18 protein-coding genes are annotated in these 20582 nt (G+C 63.2%); 9 read left to right on the top strand and 9 right to left on the bottom strand.

Annotation, left to right across the window (positions count from 1 at the left end):
- Positions 1–53 precede the first annotated feature (53 nt).
- The gene (locus tag U4Y88_RS27840) at positions 54–1487 is read right to left on the bottom strand and encodes a cytochrome-c peroxidase (protein ID WP_415774511.1); all 1434 of its coding nucleotides are present in this window, start codon (positions 1485–1487) and stop codon (positions 54–56) included.
- Positions 1488–1627: 140 nt separating this feature from the next.
- Complete coding sequence (locus U4Y88_RS27845; RefSeq protein WP_224012862.1) at positions 1628–3355, bottom strand: phospholipase C; 1728 nt, start codon at positions 3353–3355, stop codon at positions 1628–1630.
- A gap of 930 nt (positions 3356–4285) precedes the next feature.
- On the opposite strand from U4Y88_RS27845, the gene U4Y88_RS27850 reads away from it, so the two are divergent.
- The 6 genes from U4Y88_RS27850 (at position 4286) to U4Y88_RS27875 (ending at position 10694) form a co-directional block, all read left to right on the top strand.
- Positions 4286–6400: a secretin N-terminal domain-containing protein gene (locus tag U4Y88_RS27850; protein WP_321787701.1), complete on the top strand. Its 2115-nt coding sequence runs from the start codon at positions 4286–4288 to the stop codon at positions 6398–6400.
- Between the two features lie 177 nt (positions 6401–6577).
- Positions 6578–7369, top strand: coding sequence for a GntR family transcriptional regulator (locus tag U4Y88_RS27855; RefSeq protein ID WP_321787703.1), 792 nt, complete (start codon positions 6578–6580; stop codon positions 7367–7369).
- Entirely contained in the window at positions 7366–9105 is a 1740-nt protein-coding gene (locus U4Y88_RS27860; RefSeq protein WP_321787705.1) for a fumarate reductase/succinate dehydrogenase flavoprotein subunit, read from the top strand. The genes U4Y88_RS27855 and U4Y88_RS27860 overlap by 4 nt, the downstream gene beginning before the upstream one ends.
- A gap of 26 nt (positions 9106–9131) precedes the next feature.
- Positions 9132–9377, top strand: coding sequence for a ferredoxin family protein (locus U4Y88_RS27865; protein ID WP_224012858.1), 246 nt, complete (start codon positions 9132–9134; stop codon positions 9375–9377).
- Between the two features lie 58 nt (positions 9378–9435).
- Positions 9436–10416: a HEAT repeat domain-containing protein gene (locus U4Y88_RS27870; RefSeq protein WP_321787707.1), complete on the top strand. Its 981-nt coding sequence runs from the start codon at positions 9436–9438 to the stop codon at positions 10414–10416.
- Positions 10413–10694: a DUF971 domain-containing protein gene (locus tag U4Y88_RS27875; RefSeq protein WP_310632818.1), complete on the top strand. Its 282-nt coding sequence runs from the start codon at positions 10413–10415 to the stop codon at positions 10692–10694. The genes U4Y88_RS27870 and U4Y88_RS27875 overlap by 4 nt, the downstream gene beginning before the upstream one ends.
- A 49-nt stretch (positions 10695–10743) precedes the next feature.
- Here U4Y88_RS27875 and U4Y88_RS27880 read toward each other — a convergent pair whose 3' ends face one another.
- Positions 10744–11139, bottom strand: a complete 396-nt coding sequence (locus U4Y88_RS27880; protein WP_310632817.1) for a hypothetical protein — start codon at positions 11137–11139, stop codon at positions 10744–10746.
- A gap of 160 nt (positions 11140–11299) precedes the next feature.
- Here U4Y88_RS27880 and U4Y88_RS27885 point away from each other — a divergent pair, with 160 nt between their 5' ends.
- Positions 11300–12694 carry a DHA2 family efflux MFS transporter permease subunit gene (locus U4Y88_RS27885; RefSeq protein ID WP_321787709.1) on the top strand — a complete coding sequence of 465 codons (1395 nt, stop codon included), beginning with the start codon at positions 11300–11302 and terminating at the stop codon, positions 12692–12694.
- A gap of 15 nt (positions 12695–12709) precedes the next feature.
- On the opposite strand, the gene U4Y88_RS27890 is transcribed toward U4Y88_RS27885, so the two are convergent.
- The 6 genes from U4Y88_RS27890 to U4Y88_RS27915 form a co-directional block, all read right to left on the bottom strand.
- Complete coding sequence (locus U4Y88_RS27890; protein ID WP_321787711.1) at positions 12710–13567, bottom strand: mechanosensitive ion channel family protein; 858 nt, start codon at positions 13565–13567, stop codon at positions 12710–12712.
- A gap of 210 nt (positions 13568–13777) precedes the next feature.
- Positions 13778–15319, bottom strand: coding sequence for a purine-cytosine permease family protein (locus U4Y88_RS27895; RefSeq protein WP_321787713.1), 1542 nt, complete (start codon positions 15317–15319; stop codon positions 13778–13780).
- A gap of 147 nt (positions 15320–15466) precedes the next feature.
- Entirely contained in the window at positions 15467–16390 is a 924-nt protein-coding gene (locus tag U4Y88_RS27900) for a LysR family transcriptional regulator (RefSeq protein ID WP_224012851.1), read from the bottom strand.
- A 19-nt stretch (positions 16391–16409) separates the two neighbouring features.
- Positions 16410–17849 carry an FAD-dependent oxidoreductase gene (locus U4Y88_RS27905; RefSeq protein WP_321787985.1) on the bottom strand — a complete coding sequence of 480 codons (1440 nt, stop codon included), beginning with the start codon at positions 17847–17849 and terminating at the stop codon, positions 16410–16412.
- A 25-nt stretch (positions 17850–17874) separates the two neighbouring features.
- A complete protein-coding gene (locus tag U4Y88_RS27910; RefSeq protein ID WP_321787715.1) occupies positions 17875–18015 on the bottom strand; it encodes a hypothetical protein in 141 nt (46 codons plus the stop codon).
- A 65-nt stretch (positions 18016–18080) separates the two neighbouring features.
- A complete protein-coding gene (locus U4Y88_RS27915) occupies positions 18081–18428 on the bottom strand; it encodes a cupin domain-containing protein (protein WP_321787717.1) in 348 nt (115 codons plus the stop codon).
- 240 nt (positions 18429–18668) lie between these two features.
- Between U4Y88_RS27915 and U4Y88_RS27920 the strand changes: the two genes are divergently transcribed.
- Together U4Y88_RS27920 and speB are read left to right on the top strand one after the other, a co-directional pair.
- Positions 18669–19511, top strand: a complete 843-nt coding sequence (locus U4Y88_RS27920; RefSeq protein ID WP_224012848.1) for a helix-turn-helix transcriptional regulator — start codon at positions 18669–18671, stop codon at positions 19509–19511.
- A gap of 116 nt (positions 19512–19627) precedes the next feature.
- A complete protein-coding gene (gene speB, locus U4Y88_RS27925) occupies positions 19628–20578 on the top strand; it encodes an agmatinase (protein ID WP_321787719.1) in 951 nt (316 codons plus the stop codon).
- The last annotated feature ends 4 nt before the right edge of the window (positions 20579–20582 follow it).

The following is a 20582-nucleotide window of genomic DNA, read 5'->3' on the forward strand; positions in this document are numbered from 1 at the left end:
CGCCATCGACGAATACTTTTCGCTCGACGGCGCCAGATTGTCGAGAACCGCGTTCAATGCTTGTATCCGTCGTTCAACGTCTTCAGGAACGCGATGATGTCGTCGATATCCTGATCCGTCATCGCTGGCTTGTCACCGAATTTTCGATCGAAGGGCGCGTCCGCGATATCGACATTCGCCGCGTATTTCGCGGGCAAATCGTTGTACTTCTCCACCTTGCCTGCCGCATCGCGCGGATAGATTTTCTCCGGGCTGGTCTCGCGCAGGTTGTAGAAGTCCATCACCTGTTTGAGGTCGTGATACACGCCGTTATGGAAGAAAGTCTGGCGCGTCGCGACGTTACGCAGCGTCGGCGTGAGGAACATACCGCAATATTGCGTCTGGCTCGCGATATCCTGGCGGTACGGTCCGCACACACCCATGTCGAAGAATTTCGGGTCTTTGTTCTGCGCAAGCGCCGGATTACGCGGCACGCCCAATGCTTCGTACTGCGTATCGGTAAAGAGCGGCGGCAAACCATCGCGGCCAGGCTTGCTCAAGTGGCAACCGGCGCAATTCGCCTTGTCGGGATTGTTGAACAGACGCAGGCCGCGCAGTTCCGTCTTGCTCAGGCGCGCCTTGCCTTCGAGCCATTCATCGTATTTGCTGTTGAATTCATGGAACGACGCATCTTCGATCTGGTAACGGCTGACCGCGGACATCGCCTCATCCACGAGCATCACCGGCGAACGCATCATGGCCGGGCCAAACAGTTTCTTCAGTTGCTCCGCGTAGCCCGCGCGCTGCAATTTCTGCGCGACTTCGGCTTCGCTCGTGTTGGCCATTTCAACCGGGTTGAACAGCGGCCCCATCGCCTGGGCCTGCAAGGTGTCGGCGCGGCCGTCCCAGAACAGCCCGCCTTGCGGCACCATCGCGGGCGCGGCGGGCGCCACGCCCGCGTTCTTCTGCGCGCGCGCCACGCCCTGCGCCTGTTGCGCGGTATCGGCGAGGCTCACGGGCGTCGTGTCCATATCGACCGGATCGGGACCGATGCTGAAGTTGGCCTGACGATACAGATAAGTCAGCGAAGGCGGCGGCCGGTAACCCGCCAACGTCAAATGCTCGCCGCCCAACTGCACCGAAAGCGCATTGGGCGGACCATACGCGTGCTGCGGGCTATGACACGACGCGCACGACTGCGTACCCGAAGCGGACAGCAACGGATCGTAGAAAATCTGTTTGCCGATCTGCGCGAGCAAACTCAGCTGCGCAGTTTGCGGCCGCATCAGATGGACCGGATGCGGGTTCACACCGAACTCATCTTCGAGCAGTTCACCGACGGCATTCGGCATGCGCTCCGGGTGCATGAAGGCATACGCGCCGCACGCCATCAGCAGCAGCAGGACGGCCAGCACGAAACAGATAACGAAGCCATATCGGCTTCGCCCGGCAGGAGCCTGTTTATCCGGCGCGGCCGATGGCGGAACAACATTCGAGCTTGAATTCATGGTGACGGCAACGAAAAATTAAAGCGTGATACGGACGTTCTTCGAATTGGCGAAACAGCGAAGCAGCAAAACGGCAAGCAGCGAGTCAGCACATCGCGCTGACTCGCCATTCAGGTCACGCCTGAAATGTGGCCGTGCCGCTAGTTGGTCACCGATATGGCTGGCGCCGACGACAGCTTGGTGCCGTAGTTCGAATCCAGATACAGCTTGCTGTTATTGCCGCTGCCGCTGAAATTGAACATCGCCGTGATACTGCCCGCCGTATCGTCGAACGAACCGCTGCCGATGCGCGTGCCGCCCAGCCAGTTGTCCTCGATGAAGCGCGTGATCGACGCCTGCGTAATCGCCGTGCTATCCACGTAATTGCTGCGCGCCCACGGCGAAATCACGATGAACGGCGTGCGCGTGCCCGGACCGCAACGGCCATTGGCAGGCGAACCCGCCACGCCGAGCGGCGCCGTACCCGAACCGCAGGTGCTCGAACCGTTCAGGTAGTCGTTGCTCGAATACGAGGCACTCGTCGGCGTGATGTACTGGTGGTCGTACCAGCCGTCCGAATCGTCATACGCGATGATGACCGCCGTGTTCTTCCAGTCCGGCTGTTCTTCGAGGAAGTTCACGACGTTGGTCACGAACGCCTGCTCGTCGAGCGGATCGGAATTACCCGCGTGCGCATCCTGCACTGCCGGCGCCTTCAGGAAGCTCACCGACGGGAAATTGCCGGCCTTCACCGCCGTATAGAAGTCGTTGATGTCGTACTGGTGATGCACCGGCGTCGACGTGCTGTCCTTCGGCTCGGTGTAGCCGATGTCGGCCGTCGAGGTCGGGCGCGTATGCGCGGGATTCGAGGTCGTCGTGTAGTACTGGAACCACGCGTGATGCGGCACGTAGTCGACGATCGACGAATTGAGCACCGACGAATACGTGCTGCGCGAGCAACCGGTCGTGCCGTTGGCGTTGACGGTATCCAGATTGAAGCCGCCCATGAAGCCGCCCCACGTGATGCCCGCCGAGTTCAGCAGATCGCCGATGTTCTTGTTCGACGACGTCATCGCGGCCGTGACCGTGGTGCTGCTGTCGTTCGAAATCGTGCACGTGTCGTTGGTCGGATCGAGGTCGCCGATCAGCGTGAAGCCGTCCGCGCCGTCCGCGATCGCCTGCGTGCTCAGCGAGGTGCCGGTCGAAATGCTCGTGCTGTTCGTGCTCGTGCCCGTCGTCAGCGTGACGCCGTTGGTCTGACCGGAAATGACTTCGAGCGCGCCCGGCGTGGACGGGCCGAACGTGCCCGTGTAGGCGTTGTCGTTCATCGCGAAGTGCTGCGCGTAGTTCCACATCGCGGTGACGGTGTTGCCGTCGAAGTAACCCATCACCATGCCCTTCGTGTCGAACACGCCGGAACCGCTCGTGGTCGCTTTACCCGTGTAATACGGGAATTCGTCCATCGCGCCGTTGTCCTCGGCTTCCTGTTCGGGGCTGTAGTTGTGGTTCTGCGAAGCCGTGTTCGCCTGCGAGCGGTCGATACGGAACGGCTCGAGATACGCCGCCGTAATGCCGGAGATCGTCAGATTGGTGGCGTTGTACGAGTTCGGGTTATCGGTCAGCAGCGTGGTCGTCAGGCCGTTGACGGTCGGCGTACCGGAAGCCGCCGTGAATGCCGGTTCGCCCGACGGGTTATCCGCATTCGGATAAGTCCCGAAGTAATGATCGAACGACTGGTTCTCACCGTAGATCACCACGAGATGCTTGATCGGGGTGGCGGTGGTCAGCGCATCCTGCGCGCTGACTGTGGTGCTGTTGGTGCTGCTGCCGCACGCGGCTAGCCAGCTTGCAATCGCAGCCAGCGTAATGGCTGTCACTTTTCGGCGCATCAAAATCCCCTTCTTTTCTCGTTGATTTGCTGTTCTTTGAATGACTACGACTTCGCTCTTTTTCCAGCGCGGGGAATGATGCATGGCCAATGTGACGTCGAAACGTATCGATTATTTCAACCAGAACACCGCTTATTCACGATTCTTTCCAATTGAATTCCTTCCAAAAAAATACATAAGAGAAAGCATGAATACGTGATGTGCAGTGTCATCTATTCACGCAATACTGCGCATCCGTAACGCACTCCAATGCCGTTGCGCGATCAACCATCAAAGATCAAAAACCAGAAGATCAGACGGAGCATCTTGTGAGACTCAAGCACTTCATTACGCTCGTTGTATTGGCGGGCGCGTCATGTTGCGCGCTCGCCCAGCAGTACAACGGAAACGCCGATTCAAACGGCATGCCGCCTCGGCCGCCTTGCGGCAGTCCGCCGCCCGGACCGCCTCCTGGTCATCCGCCATCCGACGATGCAAACGCCCGCTTCGATGGCTCGGCGCCGCCCCATCATCCCGACGGTCCGCCGCCCAATGGACCGCCGCCGGATTGCCGCCAGGGCGCGAACTAAAGCGCTTTCCGCCCGGCTGGCAAGGCTTCGATCGCCATGCCGGCCGGCGTGGATCACACACTTACCTTTTCTATCCATTCACTACACCACGGTGAGGAATGGATGGCATGCGCATGCGCTCTGGAAATATTCGCTAATTTTTGCGCCCACGAAACGTCACTCTCCGGCCACGTTGAAAAAATAGACTTCGTCGCTCTATCGAATCGAGTCAGCCGGCCCATCCATTTGAGTATCAGACGACGCCCTCCTCACGCCTCCCCGTCCGCCATTAAAAATCGTCGATTCGTACTGCGATTCAATCTAATTACCATGGCTCGCCCCTAAGCCAATGTTTGCACATTTCTTCGACGCCCACGCGACAATGAACGCCCCACAACGCGGAACGGCTGCACCGCTTCCGCCTTCGCGCCCGAAAACGGCGCTACTGGCCGCCGCCGCGTGCCTCGCCTTTTACGCCCAGGCCGCCGCCGCTTCCGTGGTCATGAACTTCGCGCACGCGGATATCGGCGCCGTGGCGCACGCCATTGGCGAAGCGACCGGCAAGACCATCATTGTCGATCCGCGTGTCAAAGGCCAGCTGGATCTCGTCTCCGCCAATCCGGTGCCCGACGACGAGGCGCTCAAGACGCTGCAATCGGCCCTGCGGATGCGCGGCTTCTCGCTGCTCCAGGATCATGGCGTACTCAAGATCGTGCCCGAAGTGGACGCCAAAGATCAGGGCGTGCCGACCTACGTGGGCAATCAGCCCGTCGCGCACGGCGATCAGGTCATCACGCAGGTGTTTCAGCTTCATCGCGAATCCGCCACCGCGCTGCAACCGACTTTGCGGCAGCTGATTTCGCCGAACAATACGATCACCGCGAATGCGAGCAACAACACGCTGGTCGTGACCGATTACGCCGACAACGTGCGGCGCATCGCGACCATCATCGCGGGAATGGAAGCCGCATCCGCGCCGCACATCGCGGTCGTGCAGCTGAACTACGCCGATGCTACCGACGTCGTGCAGCAAGCCTCCAAGATGCTCGATCTGAACGGCATCGGCAATAACGATCCGACACAGAAAGTAGTGGTCACGGCGGACACGCGCAGCAACGCGATCCTGCTGCGTTCGAGCAGCGCGGCGCGGCTCGACGAAGCGCAATCGCTGATCGTCAAGCTCGACACGCCAACGCGCGCGCCCGGCAATATCCATATCGTCACCTTGCGTAACGCCGATGCGACCGATCTCGCGAAGACGCTGCGCGAGATTCTGGGGCAATCGAGCGGCAGCAGCGACTCGCTCGCGAGCGCGCTCGGCAGCGCGCAAAGTTCCTCCGGCCTGCCGAGCAGCAATGGATCGTTGCCGCCTTTGCCGAGCACATCGGACACGTCGTCTTCCACGAAAAGCACGACATCGTCGACGTCGGGCAGTTCCGCGAGCAGCGGCTCTGGCGACTCGCATTCCGGCGACGATCAAGGCGAGAAAGGCAGCAGTGAAATCGTCGCGGATACCTCCACGAATTCGCTGATCATCACCGCGCCAGAACCGGTATTCAGGAATCTCAGCACGGTGATCGCGCGACTCGATCAGCGCAAGGTTCAGGTGTATATCGAATCGCTGATCATGGAAGTCACCTCCGAGAAAGACGGCGAATTCGGTATTGAATGGCTGACCACGTCGGGTCTCACGTCGCTCGCCGCGTCCACGACCGATGTGGGCGTCGTGGCGGGCTTCGGGAATATTCTCGGGACGAAAGGCCTGTTCCGCGCCTTGCAGACGAACTCCGACGTGAACGTGCTTTCGACGCCCAGCCTCGTCACGCTCGATAATCACGAGGCGCGCATTCTCGTGGGCAGCAACGTGCCGATCGAATCGGGCTCGTATTCCACGAGTTCGTCGAGTTCGTCGGCGGCGAATGCGTTCAATACGTATTCGCGTACGGACGTCGGCATCATTCTGAACGTCAAGCCGCGCATCAACGAAGGCGGCACGATCACGATGCAGGTTTATTCGGAAGATTCGAGCGTCGAGAGCGGCACGAGCGATCAATCGGGCGGCTTTACCATCGACAAACGTTCGTTGCAAACCACGATTCTCGCGGACGACGGACAGATCGTGGCGCTGGGCGGCCTCATCAGCGACAGCTACACGAACGGCAATACGCGCACGCCATGGATTTCGAAAATTCCCGTGATCGGCGCATTGTTCCGGCATGAAACGAAAAGCCGCGAGAAAAAGGATCTGCTGATCTTTCTGCGCCCCGTGATCGTGCGCGACGGCGCGATGCTTCAGGCCATTGCCTCCGATCGCTACGGCTATATGCAGGCGCGCTCGGCCAGTTACCAGTCCGATAACTGGATGATCAAGGACGACACCGTGCCCGCGTTGCCGCCCTTGCACGGCCATGGGAACGAGATCATCGACCTGACTCACGTCCGGCAATCGGCGGCCTCCCCGGCCACGACGGAAGGCATTCCGACTGCTGCGCCGTAAGCGGCACACGACACAACGCGCGCCAGCGGGGCGCGGCCGTCGCTGGCCGCGCCCGCGCGCAAATTGCGCGACGGCACATCCTTAGCAGAAATCCTTCGTTTGCCGCGCACGCGGGCTTGCCTACACTGCGGATCATCTTGTCATAACAAGTCCGCGACACGGCAACCCCGCAAACCGATGGCCAATACGAATCTCATCGCGCTCGCACCGCAGCCGCTCTATGCGCAAATCAAGGAGACGCTGCGCGCGCGCATTCTCGACGGTGCTTATCCGCCGCACAGCCGCATGCCGTCCGAGCACGAACTCTGCGCGATGTTCGGCGTGAGCCGCATCACCGTGCGTCAGGCGCTCGGCGATCTGCAAAAGGAAGGGCTCGTCTTCAAACTGCATGGCAAGGGCACGTTTGTGTCCAAGCCGCGCGCGTTCCAGAACGTGACTTCGCTGCAAGGTTTCGCGGAGGCGATGTCGTCGATGGGCTACGAGATCGTCAATCAATTGCGGCGCTTTCGCGTCACGAAAGCCGACCGCCTTATCGCCGCGAAACTCGATCTACCTGAAGGCGCGAACGTGACCGAAATCCGCCGCGTTCGCCTGCTCAATCGCGAGCCCGTTTCACTCGAACTCACGTGGCTGCCCGAGTCGCTCGGCAAGCGGCTCGCGAATGCCGATCTCGCCACGCGCGACATCTTCCTGATACTCGAAAACGATTGCGGCGTCGCGCTCGGTCATGCCGATGTCTCGATCGACGCGATGCTCGCCGACGACGAGATCGGCGACGCGCTGCGCGTGGAAGAAGGCAGTCCCATCCTGCGCATCGAACGCACGACACACGATGCGCAAGGCACGCCGATCGACTTCGAATATCTCTACTTTCGCGGCGACGCCTTCCAGTACCGCTTGCGCGTGGATCGCGAGAAAGCTGCTCAACCGCGCACGCGCGGCCGTTCGCAACCGAGGAAAACGCAATGAATACCGAAGTGCTCGATTACGACATCGTGGTGATTGGCGGCGGCACCGCCGGCCCGATGGCCGCCATCAAGGCGAAGGAGCGCAATCCCGCGCTCAAGGTATTGGTATTGGAAAAAGCGCATGTGAAACGCAGCGGCGCGATTTCGATGGGGATGGACGGCCTGAACAACGCCGTGATTCCCGGCCACGCCACGCCCGAACAATATACGCGCGAAATCACCATCGCCAATGACGGGATCGTCGATCAGGAAGCCGTGTACGCCTACGCGAAACACAGCTTCACGACCATCGAACAGCTCGACCGTTGGGGCGTGAAATTCGAAAAGGACGGCAATGGCGATTATGCGGTCAAGAAAGTGCATCACATGGGCGCGTATGTGTTGCCGATGCCCGAAGGCCACGATATCAAGAAGATTCTGTATCGCCAGCTGAAACGCGCGCGCATCGAAATGACGAATCGTATCGTGACCACACGCCTGCTCACCGATGCGCGCGGCGCCGTGTGTGGCGTGATCGGTTTCGACTGCCGCACGGCGCAATTCACCGTGGTGCGTGCGAAAGCGGTGATTCTCTGTTGCGGCGCGGCCGGTCGACTTGGCTTGCCCGCGTCGGGCTATTTGATGGGCACGTACGAGAATCCCACCAATGCGGGCGACGGCTACGCCATGGCCTATCACGCCGGCGCGGCGCTCGCGAATCTCGAATGCTTCCAGATCAATCCGCTAATCAAGGACTATAACGGCCCGGCGTGTGCCTACGTGACGGGTCCGCTCGGCGGCTTCACGGCCAACGGCAAGGGCGAACGCTTCATCGAATGCGATTACTGGAGCGGGCAAATGATGTGGGAGTTTTATCGCGAACTGCAAAGCGGCAACGGCCCGGTATTCCTGAAACTCGATCATCTCGCCGAAGAAACGATTCAAACCATCGAGCAGATTCTGCACACCAACGAGCGCCCGAGCCGCGGACGTTTTCACGCGGGACGCGGCACCGACTACCGTTCGCAAATGGTGGAAATGCATATCTCCGAGATCGGCTTTTGCAGCGGTCATAGCGCGTCGGGCGTTTATGTCGATGCGCGCGCGCAGACCACCGTGCCCGGACTTTATGCTGCGGGCGATATGGCCGCCGTGCCGCACAACTACATGCTCGGCGCGTTTACCTACGGCTGGTTCGCGGGAGAAAACGCCGCGGAATACGTCGCGGGCCGCGATCACGCGCCGCTCGACACGGCCCAGGTCGAAGCCGAACGCGCGCGCATCTACGCCCCGCTCGAACGCGAGCACGGCTTTTCGCCGTCTCAGGTCGAATATAAATTGCGCCGCATGGTGAACGATTATCTGCAACCGCCGAAGGCCACGCGCAAAATGGAAATCGGCTTGCAGCGCTTCGAAGCGATCGAGGAGGATATCGGCGCGATCAAGGCCCATCATCCGCATGAACTGATGCGCGCGGCGGAAGTGCGCGCCATTCGCGACTGCGCAGAAATGGCCGCGCGCGCTTCGTTGTTCCGCACCGAGAGCCGCTGGGGTTTGTATCACCATCGCGTCGATTATCCGCAGCGCGACGACGCGCAATGGTTCTGCCACACGCATCTGCGCAAGGACGAAGCGGGCCGCATGGTCAGCGAAAAACGTCCCGTCGAGCCGTACATCGTGCCGGTTTCGAACGATGAACGCGGCGCCTACGACCGCATGCGCATTCAGCGCGACGACGCCCTCGCCGCCGCGCATTGAGCCTCGGTTTTCTTCAGGAAACGATCATGAGCTATACGCCCCACGAGATTTTTCAACGCAGCAGCGCGCCCGTGACCATCGACGAGGAACGCTGCATCGCGGATAAAGGCTGCACGGTCTGCGTCGACGTCTGCCCGCTCGATCTGCTCGCCATCGACACGTCGAAAGGCAAGGCGTACATGCAGTTCGACGAATGCTGGTATTGCATGCCTTGCGAACGCGATTGCCCGACCGGCGCGGTGAAAGTCGAAATTCCCTATTTGCTTCGATAGCGAAGGAGACGTCATTGATCAACGCTTCCCCATCGCCATTAATTAGCCATCCTGCACAATGAATCATTCGACTCAAACCGATCTGCCGCCCGAAGCCGCCGCCGTGCTGGCGCGGCTCGCGAGCGACGACGCCACCGTGCGCCGCATCGCCGTGCTCGATATCGGCGACCTCGAAGCGCCCGCGCTCGTCGGCGTGCTGGTGAGCGCGCTGCGCGACGACGCCGCGCCGGACGTGCGCCGCGAAGCCGCCACTGTGCTGGCGTCGTGGGAAAGCGAGAGCGTGGCCGAAGCGCTGTGCGGCGCGCTCCTCGATAGCGACGAAGGCGTGCGCGACGCCGCCGCGCAGGCGCTTTCCGAACTAAAGGACAGCGCGAGCGCGCCAGTCTTGCGCCGCTGGGCGCAGCGTCCCGAGCCGTTCGTGCGGCGCGCGGCTTTGCGCGGCCTGCGCGAATTGCGCGACGCCAGCGCCTTCGAGCCCGCGCTCGACGCGCTCGCCGACGCGCACGCCGACGTGCGGCTCGAAGCCGTGGCCGTGCTCGGCTGGCTCAAGGATGCGCGCGCCCTGCCGCCACTCGCGAGCGTGGCGGCCCACGATAAGGAAGCCGGTGTGCGCCGCGCGGCGACCGGCGCGCTGGGTTTCGGTCCGATCGACGACACGGCGCTCGGCGATGCCTTGCTGCACGCGTTGCGCGACGCCGACTGGCAAGTACGCGAGGAAGCCGCCACCACGCTCGGCAAGTTGCCCGTGCCGCGCGCGCGCGATCCGCTGATTGCCGCGCTCGCGGACGACTACTGGCAGGTGCGCCTGCGCGCGGCGCGCGCGCTGGGCCGCATGGCGGAGGTGGACGCGGCACCGGCCTTGATCGCGCTGCTCGATCACACGATCAGCAATCTGCGCAAAGAGGCCGCGCTCGCGCTAGGCGAACTCGATACGCCCGACGTGATCGCGCCCTTGCGCGCGGCGCTCGACGACCGTGACCCTGAAGTTCGCAAGGCTGTGCGCATCGCTTTGCAGCAGCGCGAAGGACAGGCATCGTGAACACGCCGCTCGAAGTGCGCAACGCGCCCGATGCGCTTTCGCTCGTCTGGCCGAACGGCGAAACCCAGCGTTTCGCGCACGCCGATTTACGGCGCGCCTGTCCGTGTGCCGCGTGCAGAAGCGCGCGCCTCGCGGGCAACACGCTGGAGATTGCGGAAGCGGTCCGCGTGCGCGAAATTGCGCCGATGGGTTATGGCGTGCAACTCGTCTTCAGCGACGGACACGATCGCGGCATCTTTCCGTGGCGCTGGTTCGAACAGTTCGACGCGCGGCGCTAACGAAAACGCCCATCACGCGCCGCGTTGATTCAATGCGACGCCGCGAACCTCAGTCCTCGCATTTGATGTCTTGCTTGCGCACCACGATGATCGCCGGAAACGTGCCGTGTTCCAGTTCGATCTTCGCGACCACGGTGGTGGTCACGCTATCGCTGTCGTCGTAGACGCTGACTTTATCGTTGCGCAGATTGATCAGGCCCACGCATTTCTTCGCGCGGCCATCGTCGGTCACGTCGCACTCGATCTGATGATCCGAGAAGTATTTATAGCGGTCGCGCTCGGGCAGCGCGAGGTACTCGCTCATGCTCGACGCGGCGCCGGCCACGCCGCTCGCCGTGCCGATCGAGCACGATTGTTGCGGCGCGTTACTCGCGGCTTGCGCGTGCGCGAGCGTGGCGCCGGTCAGCGAAAGCGTGGCGAGAGCGAAGGCGTGAAAGAATTTCATGGCGCGCATGGCGATTGCAATATCGAAAGTGAGTCGAAGTCCCGCATTGTAATGGCATCGCGCATGCGCGGCCCGCAAGCGCACAAATGCCGCGTCGGCCCTTGCCAGCCGCGCGGCGAATCGTCATGCTTGCGGCTGATCCGCACCCACGCCCACTCGCATGACGACGAACGCCCCACGCCCCGCAGCGGCGGACCGCATTGCCCCCGCTGTCTGGAAAGTCGCGGCGGTGGTGTCGGTCGGCTCGTTCATGTCGCAGATGGATTCGACGCTCGTGAACGTGTCGCTGTCCACCATCGGCCACGCGCTCGACGCGCGTCTCGCCACCGCGCAATGGATCGTGACCGGCTATCTGCTCGCGATGGCGCTTACGCTGCCGCTCAACGGCTGGCTCGTCGATCGCATCGGCGCGAAACGCCTGTACCTGTTTTGCTTCTCGACGTTCACGTTCGCCTCGGCGCTCTGCGGATTCGCGCACAGCATGAGCGCGCTGATCGCCGCGCGGCTGTTTCAGGGGCTCATCGCGGGCATGCTCGTGCCGATGGCGCAGATGATGATCGGCCGCGTGGCGGGCAAGCATCTCGAACGCGTGATGGGTTACGCGACGCTACCCATTCTGCTCGGACCGATACTCGGCCCCGTGCTGGCCGGCGCAATTCTCACGCACGCCGCGTGGCCGTGGCTCTATTTCGTCAACGTGCCGATTGGTGTGATCGGCGTAGCGATGGCCTGGCGATTGCTGCCGCGTGACGCCGACACGCTCGACAGGCGGCGTTTCGATTTCCTGGGTTTTGCGCTGATTTCGCCGGGGCTCGTCGCACTCGTCTACGGCTTGCAGAATGCGGCGCACAGCGCAGGGCTGGCCTGCGTGCTCGCAGGCGTGCTGCTGCTCGCGGCGTTCATCGTGTATTCGGCCCGTAAAGGCGACGCCGCGCTGATCGACGTGCGCATTTTCTCCACGCGCATTTTTGCGTTCGCCGCCGTTACGCAATTCTGCGCGAATGGCATGTTATTCGGGCGTCAGTTGCTCGTGCCGCTTTATCTGATTCTCGCCTGCGGATTGAGCGCGGCGCAGGCGGGCGTGTTGCTCGCGGCGACGGGCGTCGGCATGATGGCCGCGTTCGCCGTGCTCGGGCCGTTGACGGAGCGATTCGGCTGCCGCGCGCTCGCAGCAGGCGGCGCGCTGCTCGCGTGCGCCGCCACGTTCGTGTTCGCGTGGATGGCCGCGCACACCTACTCCACCGCGTGGGCGCTCGTGAGTCTCGCACTGGCCGGAATCGGTCAGGGCACGATTAGCGTGCCGTCGATTTCGGCGGCTTACGCTGCGTTGCCGAAGGCGAATCTGCCGACGGCCAACACCGCGTTGAATATCGCGCAGCGCATTGGCGGACCGTTCGCGACCACGCTCATTTCGCTGACCGTGGCGTTGGCGATGCGCGATAGCGGCGCAACGCAGGCACATCACTTCGTGCCCGCGTTCGTGTTGCTCGCCGCGCTGCATGGCTTGTGTCTGGCCGCGACAATGGGATTGCCGGTGCGCGTGATTCGCAAATGATGAGCCGCTGAAACGTCAGTGCGCCAACGCCGCGTCCGCATCCTCGCGCTCGCGCGCCTTCGCGTCGCCCGTCATCGCAATCCCTGCATTCGCGAGCGCCTCGCCCGCATGCTCGCGCAGATCGTCGATGGCGAACGCGGCATCGGGATCGCGCACCCACACGCTCATGCGCAGCCGCACGCCGCCGTCGCCGGGATAACTGTCCACGACAATCGCGGGGGCGAGCGTCGTGCCCGCCAGCACACGCGGTTCATTGGCGACCATCTTCTTGAGTTCGCCGATCGCCGGATCGACCTGCTCGCGTCGCGCGAGATCGATCGTCACGTCCACGCGCTGCGTGCCGCCGCTGCTGTAATTGATGACCGGATTGCTCCAGATCTGACTGTTCGGCACGAACGCGGCATTGCCGTCGCCGCGCTCGATACGCGTCGTGAACAGTCCCACTTCGCGCACGATGCCCGCCGCCGCGCCGCTGCCTTCGATCACGTCGCCCGCGCGAAACGGCCGCAGAAACAGCAGCATGATGCCCGCCGCGATGTTTTGCAGCGTGCCTTGCAGCGCGAGACCGATGGCAAGACCGGCCGCACCGAGGGCCGCGAGCACGCTCGCCGTCGCGATGCCGACTTCGCTGAGCGCCGCCACGATCGCGATCACGCGCACGGCCCACGCCACGATGCCCGCGAGCATCGGCGCGAGCGTCGGGTCGGCGTGCGAGCGCGCCAGCATGTGCTCGGAGAGTTGGGCGACGCGATTCGAAATCCACCAGCCCACCGCGAGGATCAGCACCGCCGCGACCAGATGAACCACGTCGTGCGTCACCGAGTCGAGCAGCGAGGGTTGCAAATGAAACAATCGATTGAAAAAATCTTCCATGGTCGCTCACCAGCCTGTTGCGAAAAATCGCGCAAAAAAGGACGCGAGCCTGCGCTGCACCCCTCGCCGCTTCAAGCGGCGATCAAACGGGGCCAGTCTGCAAGCTCGCACTGGTAAGTTGGAAGCAGGCGGCATGCCTGCGTCTTTCGATGCGGTTACATCGATCGATCGGCGCTTACTGCGCGCTTCGATTCAGCGCTTCGATTCAGCTTACTCGGCATATTCACGATTCGTCGAAAACGCGCGCACGCCATCGCGATCTTCGCGCGCCGCGTTCGTCTTGCCCGCACCGCGCACAAAGCGGCGACCTTGCGGACCATACACAGCATCCGGTTCGGGAAAGAGCGAGAGCATCACGATATACAGCACGCCGCCCATCGCGAACGAGATCGGCACGCTCAAATCGCAACCGCCTGCGAGCGAGCCGAGCGGACCGACGAACTGGCCCGGCAGATTCACGAACGACAGGCCGATAAACGCCGCCGGCAGCCACGCGCCCATCGCGCGCAGATTCCAGCCGTGCGTGAACCAGTAGTGACCGCCGCGTCCGCCGCGATTGAACACCTGCAGATCGTCGGCGAGATAGAAGCCGCGCCGCTGCATGTAGCCGATCACCATGATCGCCATCCACGGGCAGCTGAACGTGCAGATGAGCGTCGAGAACGTCGACACGCTTTCCACCAGATTGAACGCGAAGCGGCCAATGAAGATGAACGCAATCGCGAGCGTGCCGATCAGCAGCGTGGCGCGCACGCGGTTGAGAAACTTCGGGAACATGCTCGACATATCGAGGCCCGTGCCGTACAACGCGGTCGTGCCCGTCGACATGCCGCCAATAATCGCGATCAGGCACATCGGCAACAGGAACCAGCGCGGCGACACCGCGAGCAGGCCGCCCACGTAATCGTTCGACGTGATATAGCTCGGCGCGTGCGTGGCGATGATCGTCGCCGTGGCGAGGCCAAAGAAGAACGGCACGAAGGTCGCGATCTGCGCGGCGTAGACAGCGCCCATGACGCGGCGGCGCGGAATGGTCTCGGGAATGTAGCGCGCCCAGTCGCCGAGCGTCGAAGCGAACGAGACCGGATTGCTCAGCGCCACCAGCGTCGCGCCGATGAATGCGGCCCAGAATCCGGCGCTGCCTTGTTGCAGCGTGCCCGCGTAGTGAATGTCGAAGGTCTTCGCGAACGCGAACGCGCCGAGGATGAACATCAGGCTCGCGGCCCACACGGCGATCTTGTTCACCCACAGCATGAAGCGGAAACCGTAGATGCACACGACCAGCACGAGCACCGCGAACACCATGTAGGCCGAGCCGAGCGTCCAGCCATTCACGGGCACGCCCACCATGTTGTGCGCGCCGCCCACGAGCGCATCGCCCGAACTCCACACAGCGAGCGAGAAGAAGGCGATCGAGGTCAGCAGCGCGAGAAACGAGCCGACGATCCGGCCATGAATGCCGAAGTGCGCGCCCGACGAAACCGGGTCGCTGGTGCCGTTACGCGGGCCAAACGAACTCATCGGCGCGAGCATGAAGGTGCCCGCCAGCACGCCGATCACGATCGACCACAGGCTCGCCTGAAACGACAAGCCGACGAGCACCGGAAACGCGCCCAGCACCGATGTCGAAAAGGTATTGCAGCCGCCGAACAGCAGCCGGAACAGATCGATGGGACGCGCGTAACGCGAAGCATCGGGAATGCGTTCGAAACCGAATGTTTCGATCTGCGTAATACTCGTATTGTCAGCCATGTGTCTCACTCCTTGCGCATCGTGGCGATGCACTGTCTTCCACTTTGACGGTCACTCTAAATCACGCGAGTGCGCGCCATATTGCGTATTCGAAACGTTCACATCACACGTTGCCAATGTATCGACGCCTGAGCGACGCGGTGCCGCTCATGCCGCCGCGCGTTCGTTGCCATGCGCGCCATACACGTTGAGCAGATCCTCGCAAAACGCGCGCACGATGGGCTTATCGGCGGTGCCGCGCTTGGCCGCGAGATGCAGCGGCACATCGAAGCCGAACGCCGAGCGTCCCAACACGCGAATCAAGCCGCGCTGTTCGAACGGCTCCGCGTGATGCTCGGGCAGATAGCCGATATGACTGCCTGAAAGAATCAGCACCGTGGCCGCGTCGATGCTGTCCGCGATCGCCGTGACCTGGCGCTCGCCGATGCTCGCGAGTTCCTCGGGCACCGGATAGCTGCGCCAGATCCAGTCGTGCGTGCGCAGATCGTCGAGCGTCACGTTGGGCGCTTCGTGAAAGAGCGGATGCCCGCGCCCGCAACAGATCACCTGGCGCTCGCTGAAGAGTTCGGTGTAATCGAGCCCCGCCACGCGATGCCAGAAATACCCAATCGCGAGATCGAGCTGATGATTGACGAGGCTTTCTTCGAGCTCTTGCGGCGGCGCCACGCGCATCGCGAACCGCACGGCCTGATCGCGCTTGCGAAACGCGCCGATGGCTTCCGCGAGGCGCGCGTTCTCCACATGCGAGGCCTGCCCGATCAAGCCGATCGAAAGCGTGCCGACGAGCTTGCGATCGATATCGCGCACCTGCGCCACGAATTGCGAGGTCGCCGACAGCAGCGCACGCGCCGACGCCACGAAGCGCTCGCCCTTCGACGTGAGACGAAAGCCGCCGCGTCCGCGCTCGCAGAGCGTGAAGCCCACGCGCGCTTCCAGCGCCGAAAGCTGCGAGCTGATGGTGGATTGCCGTACGCCGAGCGTGGCTTCGGCGGCGGTGATGCCGCGCGCGTCCACGACGGCGAGGAAGACCCGCACGAGGCGCAGGTCGAGATCGGAAGTATTGGAGAACATGCCGCTGCGCCGCCTGTGCTTACATCGGGAAACCCATCGCCTTGATGCCCTTGATCCACGCGCGCTTCCAGCCGCCTTCGGCGTCCGCGCCGTCGAACGCATGGAACGTGACCTTCGCGGCGAGCCAGCGCACCGGCTCCGGCGGGATATACGTCGGGCTCTGATTGGCGATGTCGAGCATGCGTTCGGGACTCTTTCGATCGAACAGGATGTTCAGGCCCATGAACGCGCCGAAGCGGCTCGCGGCCACGCCGAAACCCGTGTAGCCCGCGACGAACACGGCCTTGTCGCCGAGATAGCGTTTCGCGAACACCGAGCCGCGCGAGCAGTAATCGATCGGCCCACCCCACGCGTGCGAGAAGCGCACGTCGGCGAGTTGCGGAAAGGTCTTGTAGAACGCCTGCGCGAGCCGGTAATACGTTTCGCGGCGCTGATCCTGCTGCGGATCGGGATTGCCGTCGAAGTGATAGCTCACGAGGCCGCCGAAAATGATGTTGTTGTTCTTCGTGAGGCGGAAGTAATTGAGCTGCGTGCGCGTGTCGTAAATGCCCTGGCGATTTTTCCAGCCGATGCGCGCGAGTTGTTCGTCGGTGAGCGGCTCGGTGGCGAGCACGTGGTCGCGCACCTGGAGCACGCGGCGATTGATGTCGGGAATGCCCACCTTCGCAGTGCCGCTGCCGAACACCACACGCGGCGCGCGCACGCTGCCTTCGGGCGTCTTCACGAACACGGTCGCGCCTTCGTCGGTCACCGTCACGAGCGGGCTATGTTCGTAGAGCCGCACGCCCAGTTTGAGCGCCGCGCGCTTGAGACCCCACGCAAGCTTCGCCGGATGCACGATGCCGCTGCGATTGCGCGACCAGAGCGCGCCCGCGAACAGCGGCGAATTCAGTTGTTCGCGCGTGGCCTGCTCGTCGAGCAGCACGACGTTATGGCCGTAGGCGGTGTGCAGATCGTAATCGTCCTGCAGATGCGCGACGTGCTCGGGATCGACGGCCACGGTCATTTCGCCGTTCCATTCGATATCCGCGTCGATGTCGTAGCGCTTGAGCGTCTCTTCGAAACCGTCGAGATTGTGCTGGCCGAATTCTTCGAGTTCGGCGATATCGTCGGGGAACACACGCACCGCGTTCGGCAGACCGTGCATCACCGACGTCGAGATGATGCCGCCCGCGCGGCCCGACGCGCCATGCGCGACCTGGCCCGCTTCGATCAGCACCACGTCGAGTTCGGGCATCTGCTCCTTCGCCTGCACGGCGGCCCACAAACCGGTAAAGCCGCCGCCGACGATCAGCAGATCGGCGCGCGTGTCGCTCGTGAGTTTCGGCTCGGCGGGCGGCTCGGCGGGATTGTCGAGCCAGTAGGGAAACAGTTTCGTGCGGGCGAGCGCGGCTTCCACGCCCAGCGCGACGGGCGGACGGGCGGCGGGACGCGCGTCGGTCTGTGCATCGGCGGGCATGCCCGCTTCAAAGAGTTGGGCGCGATCATTCATGATGCGTCTCCTGTTCCAGCGCCTGGGCGGCGCGGCGAAGCGCGTGGCCGCAGACGCGGCGGGTCGTGACGAAAGCGGACGCCGATGCGCCGCGAGCGGCGGGCGTGGTGCGGAGGTGCGCGAAGAGGCTCATGATGGCTTCACTGCTTGAGGCGGGAGAGACCGCGCGCCCTCGGCGGGCGGCGCGGTTTGGGGGACTTATTGCTGCGGTTCGAGCAGGACGTAGAACTTCTTCGCGTCCTCGACCGTTTCCCAGCGGCCGGCGAAACCGGCGGGCAGCAGATAGCCCTGGCCCGCCGTGAATTCCTTGCGGCCGCCGTTCACGTCGGTCAGCGCGATCTTGCCTTCGACGAGCCACACGGCTTCGTCGGCGCCCGTGGCCGGGAACTCGACCGAGCCGACCTTGCCTTCCCACCAGCCCACCACGTAGTTGCCGCTCTGGCCTTCGGCGCCGCGCCAGTCGCCTTCGTCCATGCCGTAATCGAGCTTGGTGTAGTCGCCCAGACCTGCGCCCAGTTCCTTGACGTCGTGAATCAGCTTGCTCATGTTGGTTTCCTTCGATGTGTCGGTTTCAAATGATTCGGTGGCGCCAAAGTTACCGACTCGCGACGCACTGGTATGCCCCCCCTCAGGGGGGGCAATAGGCCTTTTGCCGCATTTTCGTCATATTTCCAGGGGTTTTCCCTTGCTTATTGCCGCGCGTGTGATCGACGCGCGCAAAACCCCGCCTCGGGAGCCTCCAGCCCTTCGGCTATAATCGATTCGCCTTGTTTTCCGGTGCGCGCCATGCTGCTCAACGTCCCTCCGCACGCCGATTCCGCGAATTTCCCGCTCTCGTTCAAGACGCTCGGTCAGGTGATCGAAGCCGTCGGCACGCCCGATTTCGTGCCGCGCCTCACAGTGCTGCTCAACGAAATCGTGCCGCTCAACGTCGTGCACATCGAACGCTCGCGTGTGGACAGCAGCATGCCCACGGGATTTCGCTGCGAGTGGATCGGCAGCAGCGGCGTGGGCGTGGACAGCGGCACGATTGCCGACGTGATGACGCTCTACTACGACCGCTTCTACGAAAGCGATCCGCTGTTCGCGGGCATACGCGGCAAGGTGGGCACGCTGCTCGTGGTGCGCGACATCGGCGCGATTCCACCGGGCGAATTCCGCCAGCGCCTGTTCGACGAAGCGCTGATCGCGCACGAATGCGTGCTCGCGCGCGGCACGCGCCACGGCCAGCATTCGATCGCGCTCGAACGCGCCCTCAATGCGCCGCCGTTCACGCTCGCGGAGATGAACCGCTTTCGCAACGTGAGTGACTTTTTGTTTCCGCTGCTCGAATTGCACGCGACCACCAGCGCCGCGCGGCGCGTCGCGCATCCCACTTCGTTTCTGCATCCGCTCGCGCAATTCGACGCGCGCATCGCCGCCGACGCCATTCGTCTCTCCAAGCGCGAATACGAAATCTGCGCGCATCTGATCACGGGCCGCACGGTGCCCGAAGCCGCCGAAATTCTCGGCGTGCGCACCGCCACGGCCGAGTCCTATGTGAAGCGCGCGTTCGCGAAACTCGGCGTGCGCACCAAGCGCGAACTGGTCGGCTGGGGCCAGGCTTGCCCCCGTTTGCAGGGCGCGTAACGCGCCTTTTGCATCGATTGGCGTCGATGTAAACATCTCCACTTCGTAATTCGCGCGGCGCGCGTCTCGCCTACCATCGCCCGATCGTCATCACTTCAAGATCGGAGACACCGGACATGCAGCGCGAACTCAACCAGCCGCTCGGCGGCAACGACATGCCGCGTTTCGGCGGCATCGCCACCATGATGCGGCTGCCGCAAGCGACCAGCACCGAAGGCCTCGACGCCTGTTTCGTCGGCGTGCCGCTCGACCTCGGCACCTCGAACCGCTCGGGCGCGCGCTTCGGTCCGCGTCAGATCCGCTCGGAATCGGTGCTGCTGCGGCCCTACAACATGGCGACGCGCGCCGCGCCGTTTGACTCGCTGCAAGTGGCCGATATCGGCGACGTCGCCACCAATCCCTATGATCTGAAGGACTCGATCCGCCTGATCGAAGCGGCCTACGACGAGATCGTCGCGACCGGCTGCCGGCCGATCACGCTCGGCGGCGACCACACGATCGCGTGGCCGATCCTGCGCGCGCTGCACAAGAAGTGCGGCAAGGTCGCGGTCGTGCACATCGACGCGCACGCCGACGTCAACGACACCATGTTCGGCGAGAAGATCGCGCACGGCACGCCGTTTCGCCGCGCGGTGGAAGACGGCCTGCTCCAATGCGACAAGGTCACGCAAATCGGCCTGCGCGGCACCGGCTATCACGCCGACGATTTCGACTGGTGTCGTCAGCAAGGCTTCACCGTCGTGCAAGCCGAGGAATGCTGGAACAAGTCGCTCGCACCGCTGATGGCGCAGGTGCGCGAACGTGTGGGCGATACGCCCGTGTATCTGAGCTTCGATATCGACGGTCTCGATCCGTCGTTCGCGCCCGGCACCGGCACGCCCGAAGTGGGCGGCCTCACCGTGCAGCAGGGCCTCGAAATCGTGCGCGGCATGAAGGGCCTCAACGTGGTGGGCGCCGATCTCGTCGAAGTCTCGCCGCCCTACGACCAGGCCGGCACGACCGCGCTCGTGGGCGCGAATCTCGCGTTCGAAATGCTCTGCGTGATGCCGGGCGTCGCGTATCGCTGAACTC

The organism is Paraburkholderia sp. J94 (assembly GCF_905220285.1).
In the GTDB taxonomy this organism is placed as follows: Bacteria; Pseudomonadota; Gammaproteobacteria; order Burkholderiales; family Burkholderiaceae; genus Paraburkholderia; species Paraburkholderia tropica_A.

What these genes read in the sequence shown, in the direction of transcription:
- U4Y88_RS27840 (WP_415774511.1), bottom strand. Translation starts at nt 1,487, where the DNA reads ATGAATTCAAGCTCGAATGTTGTTCCGCCATCGGCCGCGCCGGATAAA.
- U4Y88_RS27845 (WP_224012862.1), bottom strand. Translation starts at nt 3,355, where the DNA reads ATGCGCCGAAAAGTGACAGCCATTACGCTGGCTGCGATTGCAAGCTGG.
- U4Y88_RS27850 (WP_321787701.1), top strand. Translation starts at nt 4,286, where the DNA reads ATGAACGCCCCACAACGCGGAACGGCTGCACCGCTTCCGCCTTCGCGC.
- U4Y88_RS27855 (WP_321787703.1), top strand. Translation starts at nt 6,578, where the DNA reads ATGGCCAATACGAATCTCATCGCGCTCGCACCGCAGCCGCTCTATGCG.
- U4Y88_RS27860 (WP_321787705.1), top strand. Translation starts at nt 7,366, where the DNA reads ATGAATACCGAAGTGCTCGATTACGACATCGTGGTGATTGGCGGCGGC.
- U4Y88_RS27865 (WP_224012858.1), top strand. Translation starts at nt 9,132, where the DNA reads ATGAGCTATACGCCCCACGAGATTTTTCAACGCAGCAGCGCGCCCGTG.
- U4Y88_RS27870 (WP_321787707.1), top strand. Translation starts at nt 9,436, where the DNA reads ATGAATCATTCGACTCAAACCGATCTGCCGCCCGAAGCCGCCGCCGTG.
- U4Y88_RS27880 (WP_310632817.1), bottom strand. Translation starts at nt 11,139, where the DNA reads ATGAAATTCTTTCACGCCTTCGCTCTCGCCACGCTTTCGCTGACCGGC.
- U4Y88_RS27885 (WP_321787709.1), top strand. Translation starts at nt 11,300, where the DNA reads ATGACGACGAACGCCCCACGCCCCGCAGCGGCGGACCGCATTGCCCCC.
- U4Y88_RS27890 (WP_321787711.1), bottom strand. Translation starts at nt 13,567, where the DNA reads ATGGAAGATTTTTTCAATCGATTGTTTCATTTGCAACCCTCGCTGCTC.
- U4Y88_RS27895 (WP_321787713.1), bottom strand. Translation starts at nt 15,319, where the DNA reads ATGGCTGACAATACGAGTATTACGCAGATCGAAACATTCGGTTTCGAA.
- U4Y88_RS27900 (WP_224012851.1), bottom strand. Translation starts at nt 16,390, where the DNA reads ATGTTCTCCAATACTTCCGATCTCGACCTGCGCCTCGTGCGGGTCTTC.
- U4Y88_RS27905 (WP_321787985.1), bottom strand. Translation starts at nt 17,849, where the DNA reads ATGCCCGCCGATGCACAGACCGACGCGCGTCCCGCCGCCCGTCCGCCC.
- U4Y88_RS27910 (WP_321787715.1), bottom strand. Translation starts at nt 18,015, where the DNA reads ATGAGCCTCTTCGCGCACCTCCGCACCACGCCCGCCGCTCGCGGCGCA.
- U4Y88_RS27915 (WP_321787717.1), bottom strand. Translation starts at nt 18,428, where the DNA reads ATGAGCAAGCTGATTCACGACGTCAAGGAACTGGGCGCAGGTCTGGGC.
- U4Y88_RS27920 (WP_224012848.1), top strand. Translation starts at nt 18,669, where the DNA reads ATGCTGCTCAACGTCCCTCCGCACGCCGATTCCGCGAATTTCCCGCTC.
- speB (WP_321787719.1), top strand. Translation starts at nt 19,628, where the DNA reads ATGCAGCGCGAACTCAACCAGCCGCTCGGCGGCAACGACATGCCGCGT.